Origin of the sequence: Kluyvera genomosp. 1, assembly GCF_001266615.1 — a bacterium.
Taxonomy (GTDB): domain Bacteria; phylum Pseudomonadota; class Gammaproteobacteria; order Enterobacterales; family Enterobacteriaceae; genus Kluyvera; species Kluyvera cryocrescens_A.
In genome coordinates, this window is record NZ_LGHZ01000032.1 from 87,177 (window position 1) to 107,334 (window position 20,158).

Consider the following 20,158-nt stretch of genomic DNA (forward strand, 5'->3'; position numbering starts at 1 on the left):
CATCCGAATTTTGCCGCGTTCCTGGTTTGGCGCTACCCGCTGTTGGGTTTTGACTTTATAATCCCAATGAATTGTATCCAGAAAAATTATTGCACCGGATTAAGATGAAAACGATCGAAGTTGATGACGAGCTCTATCGCTATATTGCGGCTCACACTCTGCACATTGGCGAGAGCGCGTCCGACATTTTACGGCGTATGCTGAAATTCACCGCCGCTTCACAGCCTGCAGTTGCCGCAGCGCCGGTCGTCAAAGCAGAACCGGCCCCTGCGCCAGCTGCTGCTCCCGTTGCTGAAGTTAAGACGGTAAAAACGACGAAAGACAAAGTCCGCGCGATGCGTGAACTGCTGCTCTCCGACGAATATGCCGAGCAGAAAAAAGCGGTTAACCGCTTTATGCTGATCCTGACCACGCTCTATTCGCTGGACAACAAAGCGTTTGCTGAAGCGACTGAATCGCTCCATGGCCGTACCCGCGTCTATTTTGCTGCCGATGAGCAGACGTTGCTGAAAAACGGTAATCAGACGAAACCTAAACAGGTACCGGATACGCCTTACTGGGTCATTACCAACACGAATACAGGCCGTAAATGCAGCATGGTCGAACACATCATGCAGTCAATGCAGTTCCCGGCGGAACTGATTGAAAAGGTTTGCGGTACCATCTCATACTGACAATCTAACCCTTGCATAAGAAGGACCAGGCAATGGCAAACCATACCCGTGCGGGTCAGCCTGCACAGCAAAGTGACTTGATCAACGTTGCTCAACTGACGTCCCAGTACTACGTACTGCAGCCGGACGTGGGCAATGCGGAACATGCGGTGAAATTCGGGACTTCCGGTCACCGCGGAAGCGCAGGTCGTCACAGCTTCAACGAAAAGCATATTTTAGCCATTGCTCAGGCAATCGCTGAAGAGCGCGCGAAAAATGGAATTACGGGCCCATGCTACGTCGGGAAAGATACTCACGCACTCTCCGAGCCTGCGTTTATCTCTGTTCTTGAAGTGTTGGCAGCAAATGGTGTTGATGTCATTGTGCAGGAAAACAATGGTTTTACGCCGACCCCGGCTATCTCCAATGCCATCCTTGTGCATAACAAAAAAGGCGGCCCGCAGGCTGATGGGATCGTGATTACGCCATCCCATAACCCGCCGGAAGACGGCGGTATCAAATACAACCCACCAAACGGTGGCCCTGCTGATACCAACGTCACCAAAGTGGTTGAAGATCGCGCTAACGCCCTGTTAGCCGCTGGCCTTAACGGCGTGAAGCGTATCTCTTACGATGCGGCGCTGGCTTCCGGCCACGTCAAAGAAGTGGATCTGGTGCAGCCATTTATTGAAGGGCTGGCGGATATCGTCGATATGGCGGCTATCCAGAAAGCGGGCCTGACGTTGGGCGTCGATCCACTGGGTGGTTCCGGTATTGAATACTGGAAGCGTATCGCTAAGCACTACAATCTGAATCTGACCATCGTGAACGATCACGTTGACCAGACTTTCCGCTTTATGCATCTCGATAAAGATGGCGCAATCCGTATGGACTGCTCTTCCGAGTGCGCGATGGCGGGCCTGCTGGCGCTGCGTGATAAGTTCGACCTGGCGTTTGCCAACGACCCGGATTACGACCGTCACGGTATTGTGACGCCGGCGGGATTGATGAACCCGAACCATTATCTGGCGGTGGCCATCAACTATCTGTTCCAGCATCGTCCGCAGTGGGGCAAAGATGTGGCGGTCGGTAAGACTCTCGTCTCCTCCGCGATGATTGACCGTGTGGTCAACGATCTGGGCCGTAAGCTGGTAGAAGTTCCGGTTGGTTTTAAATGGTTTGTTGACGGTCTGTTCGACGGCAGCTTTGGCTTCGGCGGTGAAGAGAGCGCGGGGGCTTCTTTCCTGCGCTTTGATGGCACGCCGTGGTCCACCGACAAAGACGGCATCATTATGTGTCTGCTGGCGGCAGAGATTACCGCAGTCACCGGTAAAAACCCGCAGGAGCACTACAATGAGCTGGCGGCACGCTTTGGTGCGCCGAGCTACAACCGTCTGCAGGCGAGCGCAACGTCCGCGCAGAAAGCGGCGTTGTCTAAACTGTCTCCAGAAATGGTTAGCGCTAGCACCCTGGCCGGCGATCCTATCACCGCGCGTCTGACGGCGGCTCCGGGCAACGGCGCCTCCATTGGCGGTCTGAAGGTGATGACTGACAACGGCTGGTTTGCCGCGCGTCCGTCCGGCACGGAAGATGCCTATAAAATCTACTGCGAAAGTTTCCTCGGTGCTGAACATCGTCAGCAGATTGAGAAAGAGGCGGTAGAGATTGTTAGCGAAGTGCTGAAAAACGCCTGATAGCGCAAGCGTTGTAAGGTGTACTGCGAACCCTTCAGGATGGCCTGAACGTTCGCGAAGTGAAGAATCCGTAGTCCCGTCGGGATTACGGATTTTTTTTATGGCGTAGAGTGGGTTTACGGTTCGCTCATGGCGTATCCGCATGTGACCCAAAGGATGTAGGACGCGTAGAGCGATGAGATTTAATCCGTTTTGTTACGGCCTGCTGGCTATTCTATTGGCGGCCAGTTTTTTCCATTTCCATTCATTCTGGGCATGGCTGGTGATGGTCAATATCGCCACGCTGTTGATATACGGTATCGACAAAATTGCCGCTCGCAAAAGCTGGCAGCGAGTGCCTGAAATGACGCTGCTGCTGTATGGCCTCGTTGGTGGTTGGGTTGGTGCGCTGGTGGCGCAGCAGGTGTTCCGCCACAAAACCCAGAAACAGCCGTTCCGCACCTGGTTTATGCTGAGCGTGGTGTTAAATGTACTGGCGGTGGTGGGGTGGGGATACTGGCAGGCATAGCACCCGCTCTCTCCCCCATGAAGATGAGGGGTTTATCCTTCCTGATTTCGACGGCAGGTTAATTCCTCACAGTCGATACGCACCACGCAAACTGCTTTCATCATGTCGTCACGGTAGCTGAAGTGTTTTCCTGGTACGGCCTGATGCATGATGACGTCGAGACCCTGTTTCATCTCTTCCGGTTGCTGCAAAATGGTTGCCCGTCCTTTGGCGATAATGCTGGTATAGCCGTAGCTGTAATCGCAGGCCTCTTCGGCCTGAATCAATTGATGGTCGCCATCAATCTCAACGCTAATCGCTGGATTTTTTCGCAGCAGGCGCATTTTTTTCCCGCAGCGTGCGCCGTGGAAAAAGATTGCCCAATGCCCATCCTGATACGCATAGCCAAAATTGACTGGCACGATATACGGGCTGCTTTCGTCATTGAGCGCAATCCGGCAGATGTGATGGCGCTGGATAATGGCAAGTAGGGTGTCGATATCGGAGACAATACGTTGTGGATTGCTCATGGTGGCGGTCTTATGAAGGAGAAGGAAAGGAAGCGGGTTGCCGTTGCCAGCAACCCGTAAAGGTTTTAACTGTGTTTGTTTTTCAGTTCAAAGCGTGGTGATACCAGGCCGTACAGCGTCCAGCCAAGGAAGGTCACGATGGAACCGTACAGCATTGCTTCTTCACCGGAAGAGAACAGGGCGTAGAAGCTGTACATTGCACCAATGAACGCCACGATATTAGCCATGCGGGCTTTGCCAGCAGGCACATTCGCCATGCGTTGGATAATCGCCAGCGCCGCCATCGACAGAATGTACGGGATAATGTTGGTCACAACCGCCAGGTTAACCAGCACGTTGAACTGATTGTTCAGCGACGGGCTGATGGTCATTAACGACAACCCGGACTGAATCACCACAATCACCAGCATCCCTTTCACCGGCGCATCGGCTTTACTCACCTGAGAGAATACTTTCGGGAAGTAGCCTTCGTCAGCCGAAGATTTGAACACTTGGGCGATGGTGAACTGCCAGCCGAGCAGTGAACCGCAGCAGGACATGATCATCAGCGCCATGATCACTTTCCCCACTTCCGGGGTGAACATTTGTGCAAAGGCAAGACCAAACGGTGCGGTGGAGTTTGCCAGATCCATGTTTGGCACAATACCGGCAATCACGTTGGTGGAGACGATATAAATCACCGCCGCCCCCAATGTCCCGCCCAGCACGGCGATCGGCACGTTACGCTCAGGATTTTCCACCACTTCGGCGTTAGCGCAGGCAGATTCCAGACCGAGGAACGCCCACAGCGTCATGGCAATCGAAGAACCGACTGCGGTAAAGAACGGTACGTGATGTGGGTTCCAGGACTCCGCGTACATGGTTGGGCTGAACCAGAACCAGCCAATCACGCACAGACCGACCACGGGGATGATGACCCCCCATACCGTAATGCTACTGATCTGACCGGTAATACGTGCACCACCGAAGTTAGCGACGGTACAGATCCACAGCACGCAGATGGTGGCGATCCCGATTTGCACTGGACTTAGTGTGGCACCGAATAACTCGGTGCCGTAACCGACAGCAGAAATGGCGATGGCCACGTTAGCAATCAGTAGCGACACGCCGTAGGTGTAGTTGGCCATAAAGTTGCCTGACTTACCAAAGGCATACTCGGCATAGCCGCCCATCCCACCGGATTTCTTACTGAACATCCCGCATTTAGCGAAGGCCCAGGCTAACGCCATCGAACCGACGGCGGTCACCAGCCAGGAGATAATTGAAATGGTGCCCACTTCAGCAAGCTTGGTGGGCAGCATGATAATACCGGAGCCCATCATATTCACCATCGTCAGGATGGTGAGCTGAACAACACCCATTTTGTTGTTAGCTTTGCTCATAATTTCTCACCTTTAAGCAGCGCAGGTTGCGGCAGCTGAGATTCAATGACGTAGCACCACACCTGTTTGCGTCCGTCGTTTTCCTGGATGTAAACCCCCTGCAGTTCCGGCGCGAAGCCCGGCAGCAGGTTGATGCCTTCTTCCAGCGCGGTGAAGTAACGCAGCACGGAGTCACCCCAGATTTCACCAGGGACTACGCACAGCACACCTGGAGGATATGGCAGGGCACCTTCGGCGGCGATTCGACCTTCCGCCTGCGACAGGGGAACCAGTTCCACTTCGCCACGCAGATAGGCGTAGTTGGCATCCTGCGGGTTCATGCTGACGCGCGGGAAGTGTGATTTACGGAACATCTCTTTTTGCAGTTGTTTCACGTTATGACGGGCATACAGGTTGTGCATTTCCTGGCACAGCTGGCGCAGGGTGTAATCCGCATAACGATCTTTATGCTGGCCATAGAGGGATGGCAGGACATCTTTCAGTGGTGCATCGGCTTCCAGCAGCGCTTCGAAACGAACCAGCAGAGCCACCAGTTGCTGCAACTTAGCCATGTCTTCGGCTGGGGTCAGCAGGAACAGGATGGAGTTCAGGTCGCATTTTTCCGGTACTACACCGTGCTCACGCAGGAAGTTCGCCAGAATCGTTGCCGGTACGCCGAAGGTGTCGTACTCACCGTTAGCATCGATACCCGGTGTGGTCAGCAACAGTTTGCATGGGTCGACAAAGTACTGATGTTCGGCATAGCCTTCAAAGCCGTGCCAGCGTTCGCCTGGAACGAAGTGGAAGAAGCGCAGGTCGTTGGCGATCTCTTTGGTTTCAAACGACTGCCATGGTTTACCGTCAACCTGTTCTGGCACAAATGGGCGAATATGGTGGCAGTTATCGAGAATCAGCTTACGGGCTTCGATACCGTTAGAAACGCAGTCCATCCACATGTTACGACCGGCCTGGCCTTCATGCATTTTGGCGTTGATATCCAGTGCGGCAAACAGCGGATAGAACGGGCTGGTAGAGGCGTGCATCATAAAGGCGTTGTTCAGGCGCTTATGCGGAACGTAGCGCTGCTGGCCTTTAATGTGGCTGTCTTTTTTGTGGATCTGAGAGGTCTGGGAGAAACCGGCCTGCTGTTTATGCACGGACTGAGTGACCAGAATACCTGGGTCATTTTCGTTCAGCTCAAGCAGCAGCGGCGAGCAGTCTGCCATCATCGGAATAAACTGTTCGTAGCCAACCCACGCGGAGTCAAACAGGATGTAGTCGCACAGATGACCAATCTTATCTACCACCTGACGGGCGTTATAGATGGTGCCGTCATAGGTGCCGAGCTGAATAACGGCCAGACGGAATGGACGTTCGTTACGGGCACGATTGGGTGCCACTTCCGCAACCAACTCACGTAGGTAGCTCTCTTCGAAGCAGTGGGCGTCGATACCGCCGATAAAGCCGTACGGGTTACGCGCCGTTTCCAGATACACCGGCGTTGCCCCAGCCTGCAGCAGCGCGCCGTGGTGGTTGGATTTGTGGTTATTACGGTCAAACAGCACCAGATCCCCTGGGGTCAGCAGCGCGTTCAGCACCACTTTGTTGGAAGATGAGGTCCCGTTCAGTACGAAATACGTTTTATCGGCGTTAAACACTTTAGCGGCGTGCTGTTGGGCGATGCACGGTGCGCCTTCGTGAATCAGCAGGTCACCCATGGCGACGTCGGCATTACACAGGTCAGAGCGGAATAACGTTTCGCCAAAATACTCGACGAATTGGTTACCGGCTGGGTGGCGACGGAAGAATTCACCACCCTGGTGCCCTGGACAGTCAAATGCGCTGTTGCCCTGAGCGACATAGTCGACCAGCGCGCTAAAGAATGGCGGACGCAGCTGCACTTCGTACTTGTGCGCGGCGGCTTCCAGTTGGCGACCGTAGAAGTCATTGCGCGTTTCGTCATGTTCAAATACCCCTTGAATTCGTGAGAGATATTCAGACGGCACGATTTGTTCTTTATTAATAGCAATAAACACGGGCAGGTTATAACCCGTTGCATCTATTTCATCGAGTTTACCGCACTCAATGTCTTCAATGGATAATACGGCGGCGGCGACATCAATGAAATTCGTGTCGCAGGTATTGATAATATTACGCTGGGTAGTAAAACAGTCCGGGCAAGTACGGCTGACGGCAATTTTTAATTCAGACATTTTTCGACTCTTTATTTTAGGTAATAGCAGTCCCTCAATTCCTCAAATGAGAAATTGATATCGCCGGAAAAAAAAGTAATACGATCCCGCTGATCATAAAATCAGGGTGTCACTTTTTTCAGGATGTCACAAACCCAACCGGTCCGGTGGCCGGATGATTCAGGTTTGTCATGGCGAGCGCTGGTAGCAGGCGAGAGCCTGTATTATACGTGTCATCCTTCAAGCCGCTTCAGAATAGGCTACGTTCGTTCACCACAGGCACTTACTGGAGTAAGTTTCTGGGGATTTACTCACTTGCCGCCTTGATGCAATTTGAATGATTTTGCGTATAGCAGGGAATAGCTGCGGGGCGCCCGAAGTCGGAAGACTTATCGGGCGTTAAAGAAGTGAAAGTCGAAACTATTACGGTGGGCAAACATCATAATATGCGTTGTCCGCCTTATATGGGGCATCATTCGGTTATTATTTTCCATTTCGTATACCTCCGATGAATATCTTAAAGCGGAGTCATTTTATCTCTGAATGGAGTTAAAACTGTGATGATGATCAACAACGAGAGATCATTTATAAAATAATCCATTGTTAGTAGGCGGGCGGTCAGGATGAAATGCTGAAATGTGTATTTTATGTAAATGAAGTGTTTTAAATTTTATTTAAATAAACGCCGCGTAGCTAATATTGATATTTTTATTCTATTAAACAATGCGGCGATAATAATGTTTGAGTATTATCTTATTATTATGAATAAGTATTCACAACATAAAGCGATAGCCGATACCGGTTTCTGTTAATAAATGCTGTGGGCGCGCGGGATCTATTTCCAGCTTCTGCCGAAGGTGCCCCATATAAATGCGTAAATAGTGACTATGCTCCACCGCATTGGGCCCCCACACCTGGTTCAACAACTGGCGCTGAGTCAGCACTTTCCCTACGTTGTTGAGCAACACGGCCAGCAGACGGAACTCAATCGGGGTGAGATGAATCTCTTCACTGCCGCGTACGATGCGGCGAGCGGCAAGATCAACGGTGATATTGGAGAAAGAGACCACCGGTTCATTAGGCTGAGCGCCGGCATGACGACGCAGCGCCACGCGCAGGCGTGCCTGCAGTTCGCCAATACCAAAGGGTTTACTGAGATAGTCATCAGCACCGGCGTCCAGTGCGGCAATCTTATCGCTTTCTTCACTGCGGGCCGACAGCACGATAATCGGTACCGGGCTCCACTGACGAATATCACGAATAAAATCGAGGCCGTCACCATCGGGTAAGCCGAGGTCGAGGATAATCAGATCCGGTTTGCGCGTTGCTGCCTCCAGCAAACCACGCTGCAGAGTCGGGGCGTCATACACGCGCAGTGCATCAGCTTCCAGCGCGGTGCGCAGAAAACGACGAATAGCATCTTCATCTTCAACAATCAGAACGCTGGTCACAGATCTTCCGGAGCCTCTTCCAGTTCGGGCGGTTTCTCTTGTGGAAGTGTAACACGAAAACAAGCGCCGCCTTCCGGCCGGTTGCTGGCGGAAAGGGTGCCACCGTGGATATCAACAATCGCCTGGCAAATAGCCAGCCCTAGTCCGACGCCGGGAATGGCGGACTCTTTGTTGCCGCGAGAGAATTTGGCGAAGATCTGCTGCTCTTGTCCACTTGGAATACCCGGACCACTGTCCCAGACATCCAGCTGTAGATGGCCGTTTTCGGTTGTCGCGGTGATGCCAATTTCTGCGTCGTCTCCGGCATATTTCACGGCGTTCTCGAGCAGATTAATCAGCACGCGTTCAAACAGCGGGCCGTCCAGATACACCAGCAGCAATGGGTCGGGGAGGGTGAGTCTAATCTGCCTACCGTTTAATCCCGGCTCGAGCATCCGTAGCGCGCTGCCGACCACCTCTTCCAGCGTTAGCCACTCTTTATTCAGGTTAAAACCGCCGGACTGAATGCGCGCCATATCCAGCAGGTTATTAACCAGCCGGGTGGTATTGAGCACGTGCTGACGAATCTCGTTAGCCTGTGGCGCATAAGGGGAACCACTGCTGGCAAGATCGAGCGTGAGGATTTCCGCCTGGCCAAACAGCACGGTGAGCGGCGTGCGCAAATCGTGAGAAAGCGCGGCCAGCAACGAGTTACGCAGGCTTTCTCGTTCACTGATAAGTCGTGATTGCTCTTCGCTGGCGGTAAGCGCGAGCCGTTCTAGCGCGCTGGCGACCAGCAGCGTAAAGGTCTCTAGCAACCGCTGTTGTTCGGGGATCATCAACTGGCGCAGATTTTGCGGCTCGACCACAATAAGCCCGTGGGTACTGTCGGCACCGCGCAGCGGCAGTATTAAATAAGGAACACCGGGCAGCGTGTCGGTGCCTGCCCCGGCGGGCAGCCCCTTATCAAAACTCCAGTGGGCGATGGCTTCATCCCATGGCGTCATACCTTCTTGTTGGGTGAGCGCTGCCAGTTTGCCGTGCTCATCAGGCATCAGAACCTGGCTACGGGCGTGAAACGTCGAGCGAATATATTGCTCGCAGGTATGGGCAATGTCGGTAGCATTACGGCCGACGGCGAGCGTTTTCGACATTTCGTAAAGCTGGCGGGTACGTTGTTCGCGATAGCGCGCGACCCGTGCCTGGTAGCGCACCCCGGCAGTTAAATTACCAATCACCAGTCCGACGGTAAGCATTACGCCAAAGGTGAGCAGGTACTGCACGTCGGATACCGCCAGCGTACCGCGCGGGGCAACAAACACCAGATCGAAGCTGACCACGTTAATCACCGTCGCCAGCACCGACGGCCAGCGGCCGTAAAACAGCGCAACGATCACCACGCCCAGCAGATAGAGCATCACCAGGTTTGCGGCCTCGAACGCCACCAGCCACTGTGCGGCGATAAAGGTAATGGCGGCACACAGCCCCAGCGCCACCAGGCAGCCGCGGATTTGCACGCGCCATTTATCGATAAATGGCCGCCGATCGTGGCTGTTGTCCGGCAGCGGCAGCGGGGATTCATCGATGCCTACAACCAGTAAATCCAACTCCGGCGCATGGCGGGAAATTCTTTCGCCAAAGCGTTCACCGCGCCACCAATGGCGTTTCTGCTGGCGGCCAATCACTATTTTTCCGAGATTATGTTCGCGAGCGTAGCGGATGACGGCGGCCTCTTCCGAGGGTTCCGAAAGGGTAGCCGTTTCGGCGCCCAGCTCCTGCGCCAGCCGAAGGGCGTTAAGAATCGCCCGCCGCTGAGGTTCTGGCAGGCGGTGCAATGTGGGTGTTTCAACGTAGACGGCGTGCCAGGCGCTGCCGAGGCGCGAGGCCAATCGGGCGGCGGTGCGTACCAGCTTTTCGCTGCCGGTGTGGTGGCCAATACACAGTAAAATGGCATCGTGGGTATGCCAGACTTTTTCCTGGCCCTGGGTATCGCGCCAGGCGCGCATTTGGTCGTCAACGCGTTCGGCGGTACGGCGCAGCGCCAGTTCACGCAAGGCAATCAGGTTGCCTTTACGGAAGAAATTTTCAATCGCCCGTTCGGCCTGGCCCGCAATGTACACCTTGCCTTCGTTCAGCCGCTGGCGCAGGTCGTCCGGGGGAAGGTCAACCAACACCACTTCATCGGCGGCATCAAAGAAAGGATCGGGTACGGTTTCGCGTACCTGAATGCCGGTGACGCCGCTGACCACGTCATTCAAGCTTTCCAGATGCTGAACGTTTACGGTGGTAAAGACGTCGATACCCGCTTCCAGCAGCTCATCGATATCCTGCCAGCGTTTAGGATGGCGAGAGCCAGGCGCGTTGCTGTGCGCCAGTTCATCCATTAATACCAACGCCGGGCGACGGGCGAGGGCGGCATCGAGATCGAACTCCACCACGTAGCGCCCGCGATAGGCGGTGCGTTTAGGCGGCAGCGTGCTCAGTCCCTTAAGCATCGCCGCCGTCTCTTTACGGCCGTGGGTTTCCACCACCCCTGCCAGCACATCCAATCCCTGTGAGCGAAGACGCTGCGCTTCGGCCAGCATCGCCCAGGTTTTCCCCACCCCAGCGCAGGCACCGAAGAAAATCTTCAGCTTGCCCCTGTGGGCTTCGGCGGTATGTTCCAGCAGGCGATCCGGGTTTGGACGCAGCGGCTCGTCGGTCATTATTAATTATCCTTGTGGGCATCCAGCGCCATATTCAGCTCAGTAATATTTACCACAGGTTGGCCAAGAAAGCCGAACAGCGGCGTATGCGTTGCAGCTTCCACCTTTGCTCGTAGCCAGGCGGCAGAAACATTGCGCGCTTTGGCGATGCGTGGCACCTGCCATAGTGCCGCGTCAGGGGTCAGATTAGGATCCAATCCGCTGGCAGAGGCGGTCACCAGTTCCACCGGTACGGTCGCGCTAGCATCGGGATTCGCCGTGCGTAGCGCTGCAATGCGGTCGGTGAACAGTTTATCCAGCGCCGGGTTACTGGCGGCGAGGTTGCTACCGCCGGAAGCCATCGGGTTATTCGGCATGTCGGCGGTTGCCGAAGGACGACCCTGGAAGTAGCCAGGATCGCTATAGTTCTGACCGATCAGCTGCGATCCGCGCAGCTCGTGGTTTTCAAAAATAAGCGAGCCGTTGGCCTGAGAGGGGAACAGCCACTGCCCCAATGCGGTGGTTACCAGCGGATAGACGCCACCGGTAATGAGCGTCAGGAACAGAAAAATCACAATCGCGGGACGTAATGCAGACATGGTTATTTCCTCACACCAAACCCAGCAGGGTTAACAGCACATCAATTATTTTAATGCCAATAAACGGTACCACCAGGCCACCTGCACCATAGATCCACAGATTGCGGCGCAGCATCGCTGAGGCTGATAGCGGGCGATAGCTCACGCCTTTCAGCGCCAGCGGCAGCAGGAAGACGATAATCAGCGCGTTGAAGATAACGGCGCTCAGAATAGCCGAGTTGGGCGAGTGCAGATGCATAATGTTCAGCACGCCCAACTGCGGCCAGCTGGCGGCAAACGCCGCTGGAATAATGGCGAAATATTTCGCCACGTCGTTGGCAATACTGAAGGTGGTCAGCGAGCCACGGGTCATCAGCATTTGTTTGCCGATATGCACCACTTCAATCAGCTTGGTCGGGTTAGAGTCGAGGTCAACCATGTTGCCGGCTTCTTTCGCGGCCTGGGTACCCGAGTTCATCGCAACCGCCACATCGGCTTGGGCCAGCGCCGGGGCATCGTTGGTGCCGTCGCCGGTCATCGCCACCATCCGGCCTTCCGACTGGTATTGACGAATTAGCGCCAGCTTCGCCTCCGGCGTCGCTTCGGCAAGGAAGTCATCCACACCCGCTTCGGCGGCAATGGCGGCGGCGGTTAAGCGGTTATCGCCGGTGATCATCACCGTCTTAATCCCCATCTTCCGCAGCTGGGCAAAACGCTCTTTAATGCCGCCTTTGACGATATCTTTTAAGGCAATGACGCCCAGCACGCGGGCGCCTTCGGCAACCACCAGTGGCGTTGCGCCAAGGCTCGCGACGCTTTCTACTTTTTGCTCCACGTCGAGCGGGAAGCTGCCGCCATTCGTTTCAATATGGCGACGAATGGCATCTACTGAACCTTTGCGGATCATGCGGTTATCGATATTGATCCCGCTCATCCGGCTCTGGGCGGTAAACGGCACGAAGGTGGCGTGCAGCGCCTGGACGTCTCGCTCACGCAGATTAAAGCGCTGTTTGGCCAGTACCACGATGCTGCGGCCTTCCGGCGTTTCATCTGCCAGCGAAGAGAGCTGGGCGGCATCGGCCAGCGTTTTTTCATCTACGCCATGAGCAGGCAGGAACTGCGAAGCCTGACGGTTACCGAGCGTAATGGTGCCGGTTTTATCCAGCAGCAGGACGTCAACATCGCCCGCCGCTTCTACCGCACGCCCGCTGGTGGCAATAACGTTAGCCCCCAGCATACGGCTCATCCCAGCAACACCAATGGCTGATAACAGCCCGCCGATGGTGGTCGGAATCAGACACACCAGCAGGGCGACCAGGACGGTGACGCTAATTGGTGTTCCGCTCCAGGCGGAAAACGGCCAGATGGTGGCGGTCGCCAGCAGAAACACAATCGTTAAGGCGACCAGCAGAATAGTCAGCGCAATTTCGTTTGGCGTTTTACGGCGCTGGGCGCCCTCGACCATCGCGATCATCCGATCAAGGAAGGTTTCTCCCGGGTTAACGCTACAGCGCACGACAAGCCAGTCGGAGAGAATGCGCGTGCCGCCGGTGACCGAGGCGAAGTCGCCGCCGGACTCGCGGATAACCGGAGCCGATTCACCGGTGATGGCGCTTTCATCGACCGACGCGCCACCTTCAATCACTTCACCATCACAAGGGATGATGTCGCCGGCTTCCACCAACACCACATCACCTTTGCGCAGTTCATCGGCCGGGACGTGGTCCATCTGCGCGCCGTAACGCGCTTCACGCAGCTTGCGGGCAAACGCGGTTTTCTTCACCCCGCGCAGGCTGTTGGCCTGCGCTTTGCTGCGGCCTTCAGCCATCGCTTCGGCGAAGTTGGCAAACAGCACGGTAAACCACAGCCACAGGGCAATAGCCCCGCTAAACCAGACATTACCGGGTAAAACACCCATTGCCATGGCGATAGCCAGACCGCTGGTCAGCACGCTTCCCAGCCAGACGATGAACATCACCGGGTTGCGCCACTGAATGGAGGGGTTGAGTTTCTTCACGGCGTCGATCAGCGCCTGGCGAACCAAAGAGGGCTCAAACAGGGCCAGTTGTTTGCGACTCATAACCAATAGCTCCGCATCACTCAAAACAGGGAAAGATGTTCCGCCACCGGGCCAATCGCCAGGGCGGGAATAAAGGTCAGGGCGCCAACCAGCAGCACGGTGCCAATCAGCAGGCCGATAAACAGCGCATCATGCGTCGCCAGCGTGCCAGGGGTAGCGGGTTGGATCCTTTTCGTCACCAGCGAACCGGCAATCGCCAGTACCGGGACGATGACCCCAAAGCGGCCGACGAACATGCACACCGCCAGCAAACAGTTCCAGAACGGCGTGTTGGCGCTGAGCCCGGCAAAGGCGCTGCCGTTGTTGTTGGCGGCTGACGACACGGCGTAGAGCACTTCGCTAAAACCGTGCGAGCCCGGGTTGGCCATCGCACTGCGTCCGGCGTCGGTCATCATGGCCAGTGCCGTACCGAGCAGTACCAGCGTTGGGGTGACCAGAATGGCCAGCGCGGTCATTTTCATCTCCGGCACATCGATCTTTTTACCGAGGTATTCCGGCGTACGGCCAATCATCAGCCCGGCGATAAATACCGCCAGCAGCACGAACAGCAGCATGCCGTACAGGCCAGAGCCGACACCACCGAACACCACTTCACCAATCTGCATCAGCCACATGGGTACCATGCCGCCCAACGCGGTGAACGAGTCATGCATGGCGTTGACCGCCCCGCAGGAGGCTGCGGTAGTGACCACGGCATACAGGCTACTGGCGAGAATGCCGAAGCGGCTCTCTTTACCTTCCATATTGATAGCGCTGTCCGCGCCCAGCGGCAGCAGATGTGGGTTACCTTTGGTTTCCGCCCACATCACCACCGCGACGCAGACCACGAAAATCAGCGTCATTGCCCACAGAATGGCTCGGCCCTGGCGGTTGTCGCCGACCGCATCGCCAAAGGCGAAGCACAGCGCCGCGGGGATCAGGAAGATCGCCAGCATTTGCACAAAGTTGGTTAGCGCGGTTGGGTTTTCAAACGGGTGTGATGAGTTGGCGTTGAAGAAGCCGCCGCCATTGGTCCCCAGCATCTTTATCGCTTCCTGCGAGGCGACCGGCCCCATAGGCAGTACCTGGTGTATCCCCTCCAGCGAGGTGAATGGCTGGTAGGGCAGAATGTTTTGCAATGCACCTTGCTGAATAAAGAACAGCGCCAGCAGCAGAGAAATCGGCAGCAGCAGCCACAGCGTAATACGGGTGATATCGACCCAGGCGTTACCTAGCGTGTTGACACTGTGGCGAGTAAAGGCGCGCACCAGTGCAAACAGCACGGCGATACCCGTGGCGGCGGAGAGGAAGTTCTGCACCGTCAGCCCGGCCATCTGGCTGAGATAGCTCAGGGTGGTTTCACCGCTGTAGGATTGCCAGTTGGTATTGCTGACAAAGCTTACGGCGGTATTGAGCGCCAGATGCCATGACAGCCCCGGCAACTGCTGCGGGTTGAACGGCAGATGCCCTTGCAGCATCAACAGAGCAAAGAGTGCCAGCAGCCCGCACAGATTGAGCAGCAAAATAGCGGCGGCATAGCGCCCCCAGCTCATCTCCTGGCCGGAAATCCCCAGCGCGCGCCACAGAACATTTTCGCAGCGCGCCACGCCCGGCAGCGGCGTATTGGCGATCATCCCCGCCAGCATCTTGCCGAGCGGTCGGGCCAATACGAACAGCACCAGCAGGAAGCTAGCGACCAGTAAAAATCCTTGAGCAGCCATCACAGGGCCTCCGCCTTTAATAGGGCATAAACCAGATACGCCAGTAACAAGAACACCAGCACCACGCCGGCTATCACACCTGCAGTCACAATCCACCTCCGGACTCTTGAGTTATTGCGCTAAGGGTAGGATTTCGGGTGCAAAGATTTCGCAAAAATAGAATGGCAGGGTGTAAAAAAAGTATAAAAATGGCAAAAGGCACAATTTAACTAATGGTTAGTATTAATTTAACAATCGTGTAACTGAATTACGCAGGTAAAGTAAATAAAGGCAAAACAAGCTCAAAAAAGTGGTCGGATGAGTAGTAAAATTACACAAAAGGCGGTACTCTTTTAGTCAGATTACTGAGCTTTATTTTCCGGCGAGCATTGCCGGCCAACTTAGGGGAGAGAAAAATGGAACTGTATAAAAAATATCCTGCACACATTGTCGTGCTGCGCCGTACTTTCGCCGTGGTGGCGGGGATTGTTGCGCTGCCGGTGATGTTGTTCTGGAAAGATCGCGCTCGTTTTTACAGCTATCTGCACCGCGTCTGGTCTAAAACCAGCGACAAGCCGGTATGGATGGAGCAGGCCGAAGAAGCTGCTTGCGACTTCTATTAATTACAAGCTGTTACTAAGCGATCAAAACCGCGCCTGCGAAGGGGCGGTTTTTTTTCGTCTGCAGAAAGGCAAGACGATGGCCGCCGCCTCTGCGGATGAGGGGAAATATTTGGTGTACTATTGAATTCATTCATAAATGTATTCAGGAAATGTATGTCCACTCATCTGGTCTGGTTCCGCGCTGATTTACGCCTGCATGACAATCTTGCCCTTGCCGCCGCCTGTCGCGATGTGAATGCCCGGGTGCTGGCACTTTACATTGCTACCCCGCAACAGTGGGCATCCCATCATATGGCTCCGCGCCAGGCGGCCTATATCGCTGCGCAGCTCAACGTTCTGCGTAACTCGCTGGCGGAGAAAAATATCCCACTGATTTTTGAGCAGGTGGTGGACTTTGCCGCCTCCGTTGAGGTGGTAAAAGAGGTCTGCCAGCAGCACGATGTGACGCAGCTTTTTTACAACTATCAGTACGAATACAACGAGCGTCAGCGTGATGCGGCAGTGGAAAGGGCGCTGGCGGAGACGGTTTGCCAGGGTTTTGATGACAGTGTGATCCTGCCGCCGGGCGCGGTAATGACCGGCAACCACGAGATGTATAAAGTCTTTACGCCGTATAAAAATGCGTGGCTGCGGCGCTTGCGTGAGCATTTACCGGAATGTGTTCGCGCACCTGCGGTGAGAAACGCGCCAGCGGTGGATAATACGCCTGCCATTGTACTGGACTATCCGCAGCAGCCCTTTGATCGTGCACTGTTCCCCGAAGATGAAAACGCGGCGATTGCGCAGCTGCGTCAGTTCTGCCAACAGTCGGCTGCAGACTATGAGGCACAGCGTGATTTTCCGGCAATCGAAGGCACCAGCCGTTTATCTGCCTGCCTTGCGGTTGGCGTATTGTCACCGCGCCAGTGCCTGCATCGCCTGCTGGCTGAACAGCCTGGCGCGCTTGATGGCGGCGCGGGCAGCGTCTGGCTCAATGAGCTTATCTGGCGCGAGTTTTACCGTCACCTGATGACCTACTACCCGCGTTTGTGCAAACACCGCCCGTTTATCAACTGGACCGATAACGTCCGCTGGCGCGAGGCTCCGGACGAGCTGAAGGCCTGGCAGGAGGGAAAAACCGGCTATCCGATTGTTGATGCCGCGATGCGACAGCTCAACGAAACCGGCTGGATGCACAATCGCCTGCGGATGATTGTCGCCAGTTTCCTGGTGAAGGATCTGCTTATCGACTGGCGGGCAGGGGAGCGCTACTTTATGTCGCAACTGGTGGACGGTTGTCTGGCGGCCAATAACGGCGGCTGGCAGTGGGCCGCATCCACCGGTACTGACGCCGCGCCGTATTTTCGTATCTTTAACCCAACCACTCAGGGTGAGCGCTTTGATAAAAGCGGCGAATTTATTCGCCACTGGCTGCCGGAGCTCAAATCGGTGCCCGATAAAGCGATTCATCAGCCTTGGGGCTGGGCAGATAAACAGGGCGTGACGTTAGATTATCCGCAGCCGATAGTCGACCACGCTCAGGCGCGGGTAGTCACGCTGGCGGCTTATGAAGCAGCGAAAAAATCGGTCAGCTAAGTGAAGTGCAGCCAGGTCATCGTGGGTGCTAGAAACAAACGAGGCCTGAATGATCAGGCCTCGGGGTTGGATTAAGCCTCAGCGGCCAGGCGGCGGCTGCGAACTTTGAGCGTGTGGTAGAGCCAGATTATCAACACGGCTGCGACGCAGGCGACAGAGCCCCAGGTAATTTGGCTAAAGACTTCGATATAGGCGTTAATCGAGTAATCCACCGCACCGGCGGCATCAAAGGAAGCCTGCGATGTCTGATCGGCGATTAGGCCTGCAACGTAGTTCGCTACTGCGCCAGAGAGCAGCATATAGATACCGGTTAATACGCCGGTTACGCCAGGGATCTGAATCCGGGTGATTTGCGACATTGCCACCGGGTCGATAAACAGTTCGGCAAAGCCCATTACCGACAGACCCAGCAGCATTAACGGCATCGAGGAGTGGCCGTAGGTTGCTGACCAGCGAGCGCTCAGCGTCAGGATACAGAAGCCGGCGCTCATCAGGCCGAGGCCCAACGCATATTTGCCCCAGATACGCAGGTCGCGGTTGCTGGTAACCTGCTCTTTAATCAACCATGCCAGCACCACGCCGCAGGCCATGACGGCAAAGGCGTTCACCGATTGGAACATCGCGGTTGGCACTTCATAGCCCAACACATTGCGATTGACGAAACGGTCAATATACAGACTGATAGAGCTGCCACCCTGCTGGGCAAATGCCCAAAACAGCAGGCTAAAGAAGGTCAGCACCATAATCAAACGCAGGTCTTTACGCTGCTCGGCGGTTTCCGCGCGGCGATAAATTCTTGCCAGCACCACCAGACCAATAATCGAGGCGACAATCAGCGCGTAGACCGACCACTCCTGCCAGAATAATAGGGTGATAAACAGCGGTGCGACGACCAGCAGGACCAGCAGCCAGCCCCAGTTCGGCATCAGGAATTTGGTCGCACACAGTGCTTCTTTGTTCACCCCACGGGTGTGGGAGAAGTGACGACGACCGCTGATGAAGATAACCAGGCCCGCGAGCATACCGACGGCCGCGAGGGTAAAGCCCATCGCCCAGCTGTATTGCTCCTGGGCAAAACCGCAGGCAATTGGCGCAATGATGGAGCCGACGTTACCCGCTGCATACATCAGCGAGAAACCGCCGTCGCGACGCGGGTCGGTCGGTTCATATAATTCGCCCAGCAGGCAGCTGACGTTGGATTTAAACAGGCCGTAACCGCAGACGATGATGGCCAGCGACAGATAGAGGAACATTGGCGCGATTTCACTGGCACCTAGCACCATATGGCCAATCACCATCAATAGTGCACCCAGCATCACCGCCATCCGGTTGCCGAGGACTTTGTCGGCCAGATAGCCGCCAAGAATTGGGGTGACGTAAACCAGCGAGCAGTAGGCGCTGAATAGCTCGTAAGCGTGGGTGTCGTTATATTTGAGTTGGTTTGTGAGATACAGGATCAGCAGCGCGCGCATGCCATAGAAGCTGAAGTATTCCCAGATTTGCAGAGCGACGACGTAGTAAATCGCCTTCGGCTGCGATTGTGATTTATTCATTGCACATCTGACCTCTAAACCCCGCGTAGCCACGCTGCGTAAGGTTTTGTTTCTATACTGTAATCATACGATGAAAATCGTATTATCTTTGTAATATGCGGTATGGTTGCATAAATATACATTAAGTACGTCACATTAAAACAGATAAATCGTGTTGTTTAAGCACTTAATGCGCGTAATTACGCGGCATGAGAACGCGAGCGAGGAATTGCGTATCGACGCAGCGCCCGCAGGACGCTATTTTATTCTGTAGTACAGCATCAATAGCAAAGAGAGCGACGATGAAAAATACTGAGCTAGAACAACTGATTAATGAAAAACTCAACAGCGCCGCCTTTAGCGATTACGCGCCTAACGGCCTGCAGGTTGAGGGGCGTGAAACGGTGCAGAAAATTGTCACTGGCGTTACTGCCAGCCAGGCGCTGATTGACGAAGCCATACGCCAGCAGGCGGACGCGGTGATTGTGCATCACGGCTATTTCTGGAAAGGTGAATCACCGGTGATTCGCGGCATGAAGCGCAACCGTCTGAAAGCGCTGCTGGCCAACGATATCAACCTTTATGGTTGGCATCTGCCGCTGGATGCGCATCCTGAACTGGGGAATAACGCACAGTTGGCGCAGCTGCTAGGTATCAACGTTCAAGGTGAGATTGAAGCGCTGGTACCATGGGGTGAACTCTCAATGCCGGTCTCTGGCCTGGAGCTGGCATCGTGGATTGAAGCCCGTTTGGGACGCAAGCCGCTGTGGAGTGGGGATACCGGGCCGGATAAAGTCCAGCGTGTCGCGTGGTGTACCGGCGGCGGTCAGGGCTTTATCGACAGTGCGGCGCGATTTGGCGTGGATGCCTTTATTACCGGTGAAGTGTCCGAGCAGACGATTCACTCCGCCCGAGAGCAAGGGCTGCACTTCTATGCCGCCGGTCACCATGCCACCGAACGTGGTGGTATTCGTGCGCTGAGTGAATGGCTTAATGAGACAACCGATTTGGATGTTACCTTTGTGGATATCGCCAATCCGGCATAACGATGAGGGAATAA

The 20,158-nt window shown here is 55.1% G+C and carries 17 protein-coding genes; 6 read left to right on the forward strand and 11 right to left on the reverse strand.

What is annotated here, in order from left to right; translation table 11 throughout:
- Positions 1-104: 104 nt before the first annotated feature.
- The 3 genes from seqA to KP80_RS17080 all read left to right on the forward strand — a co-directional run bounded on the left by seqA (position 105) and on the right by KP80_RS17080 (position 2,855).
- The gene (seqA, locus tag KP80_RS17070) at positions 105-674 is read left to right on the forward strand and encodes a replication initiation negative regulator SeqA (RefSeq protein WP_052284834.1); all 570 of its coding nucleotides are present in this window, start codon (positions 105-107) and stop codon (positions 672-674) included.
- A gap of 32 nt (positions 675-706) precedes the next feature.
- Entirely contained in the window at positions 707-2,347 is a 1,641-nt protein-coding gene (gene pgm, locus KP80_RS17075; RefSeq protein ID WP_052284835.1) for a phosphoglucomutase (alpha-D-glucose-1,6-bisphosphate-dependent), read from the forward strand.
- A 175-nt stretch (positions 2,348-2,522) separates the two neighbouring features.
- Positions 2,523-2,855: a DUF1294 domain-containing protein gene (locus KP80_RS17080; protein WP_052284836.1), complete on the forward strand. Its 333-nt coding sequence runs from the start codon at positions 2,523-2,525 to the stop codon at positions 2,853-2,855.
- 32 nt (positions 2,856-2,887) lie between these two features.
- On the opposite strand, the gene KP80_RS17085 is transcribed toward KP80_RS17080, so the two are convergent.
- From KP80_RS17085 to kdpF, 10 genes are all read right to left on the reverse strand, one after another.
- On the reverse strand, positions 2,888-3,364 hold the full coding sequence (locus tag KP80_RS17085; RefSeq protein WP_052284837.1) for a pyridoxamine 5'-phosphate oxidase family protein: 477 nt from the start codon (positions 3,362-3,364) through the stop codon (positions 2,888-2,890).
- 65 nt (positions 3,365-3,429) lie between these two features.
- Entirely contained in the window at positions 3,430-4,746 is a 1,317-nt protein-coding gene (gene potE / locus KP80_RS17090) for a putrescine-ornithine antiporter (RefSeq protein WP_052284838.1), read from the reverse strand.
- On the reverse strand, positions 4,743-6,938 hold the full coding sequence (gene speF, locus KP80_RS17095; protein ID WP_052284839.1) for an ornithine decarboxylase SpeF: 2,196 nt from the start codon (positions 6,936-6,938) through the stop codon (positions 4,743-4,745). Before speF ends, potE begins: the two co-directional genes overlap by 4 nt.
- A 368-nt stretch (positions 6,939-7,306) precedes the next feature.
- The gene (speFL, locus tag KP80_RS23135; protein WP_006819052.1) at positions 7,307-7,411 is read right to left on the reverse strand and encodes a leader peptide SpeFL; all 105 of its coding nucleotides are present in this window, start codon (positions 7,409-7,411) and stop codon (positions 7,307-7,309) included.
- 279 nt (positions 7,412-7,690) lie between these two features.
- Positions 7,691-8,368 carry a two-component system response regulator KdpE gene (gene kdpE, locus KP80_RS17100; protein WP_052284840.1) on the reverse strand — a complete coding sequence of 226 codons (678 nt, stop codon included), beginning with the start codon at positions 8,366-8,368 and terminating at the stop codon, positions 7,691-7,693.
- Positions 8,365-11,052, reverse strand: a complete 2,688-nt coding sequence (gene kdpD / locus KP80_RS17105; protein ID WP_052284841.1) for a two-component system sensor histidine kinase KdpD — start codon at positions 11,050-11,052, stop codon at positions 8,365-8,367. Before kdpD ends, kdpE begins: the two co-directional genes overlap by 4 nt.
- A gap of 2 nt (positions 11,053-11,054) precedes the next feature.
- A complete protein-coding gene (kdpC, locus tag KP80_RS17110; RefSeq protein WP_052284842.1) occupies positions 11,055-11,630 on the reverse strand; it encodes a potassium-transporting ATPase subunit KdpC in 576 nt (191 codons plus the stop codon).
- 10 nt (positions 11,631-11,640) lie between these two features.
- Positions 11,641-13,689, reverse strand: a complete 2,049-nt coding sequence (kdpB, locus tag KP80_RS17115; protein ID WP_052284843.1) for a potassium-transporting ATPase subunit KdpB — start codon at positions 13,687-13,689, stop codon at positions 11,641-11,643.
- Between the two features lie 20 nt (positions 13,690-13,709).
- Positions 13,710-15,389 (reverse strand): potassium-transporting ATPase subunit KdpA, encoded by a 1,680-nt coding sequence (kdpA, locus tag KP80_RS17120; RefSeq protein WP_052284844.1) that lies wholly within the window; start codon positions 15,387-15,389, stop codon positions 13,710-13,712.
- Positions 15,389-15,478 carry a K(+)-transporting ATPase subunit F gene (gene kdpF / locus KP80_RS23450; protein ID WP_082221757.1) on the reverse strand — a complete coding sequence of 30 codons (90 nt, stop codon included), beginning with the start codon at positions 15,476-15,478 and terminating at the stop codon, positions 15,389-15,391. The genes kdpA and kdpF overlap by 1 nt, the downstream gene beginning before the upstream one ends.
- A gap of 306 nt (positions 15,479-15,784) precedes the next feature.
- Between kdpF and KP80_RS17130 the strand changes: the two genes are divergently transcribed.
- Both KP80_RS17130 and phrB read left to right on the forward strand, forming a co-directional pair.
- Complete coding sequence (locus KP80_RS17130) at positions 15,785-15,991, forward strand: YbfA family protein (protein WP_052284845.1); 207 nt, start codon at positions 15,785-15,787, stop codon at positions 15,989-15,991.
- A gap of 153 nt (positions 15,992-16,144) precedes the next feature.
- On the forward strand, positions 16,145-17,566 hold the full coding sequence (phrB, locus tag KP80_RS17135) for a deoxyribodipyrimidine photo-lyase (RefSeq protein WP_052284846.1): 1,422 nt from the start codon (positions 16,145-16,147) through the stop codon (positions 17,564-17,566).
- A 71-nt stretch (positions 17,567-17,637) separates the two neighbouring features.
- Here the strand turns inward: phrB and dtpD are convergent, their stop codons facing one another.
- Positions 17,638-19,119, reverse strand: a complete 1,482-nt coding sequence (dtpD, locus tag KP80_RS17140; protein WP_052284847.1) for a dipeptide permease DtpD — start codon at positions 19,117-19,119, stop codon at positions 17,638-17,640.
- A 281-nt stretch (positions 19,120-19,400) separates the two neighbouring features.
- On the opposite strand from dtpD, the gene KP80_RS17145 reads away from it, so the two are divergent.
- On the forward strand, positions 19,401-20,144 hold the full coding sequence (locus KP80_RS17145) for a type 2 GTP cyclohydrolase I (protein WP_052284848.1): 744 nt from the start codon (positions 19,401-19,403) through the stop codon (positions 20,142-20,144).
- Positions 20,145-20,158 lie beyond the last annotated feature (14 nt).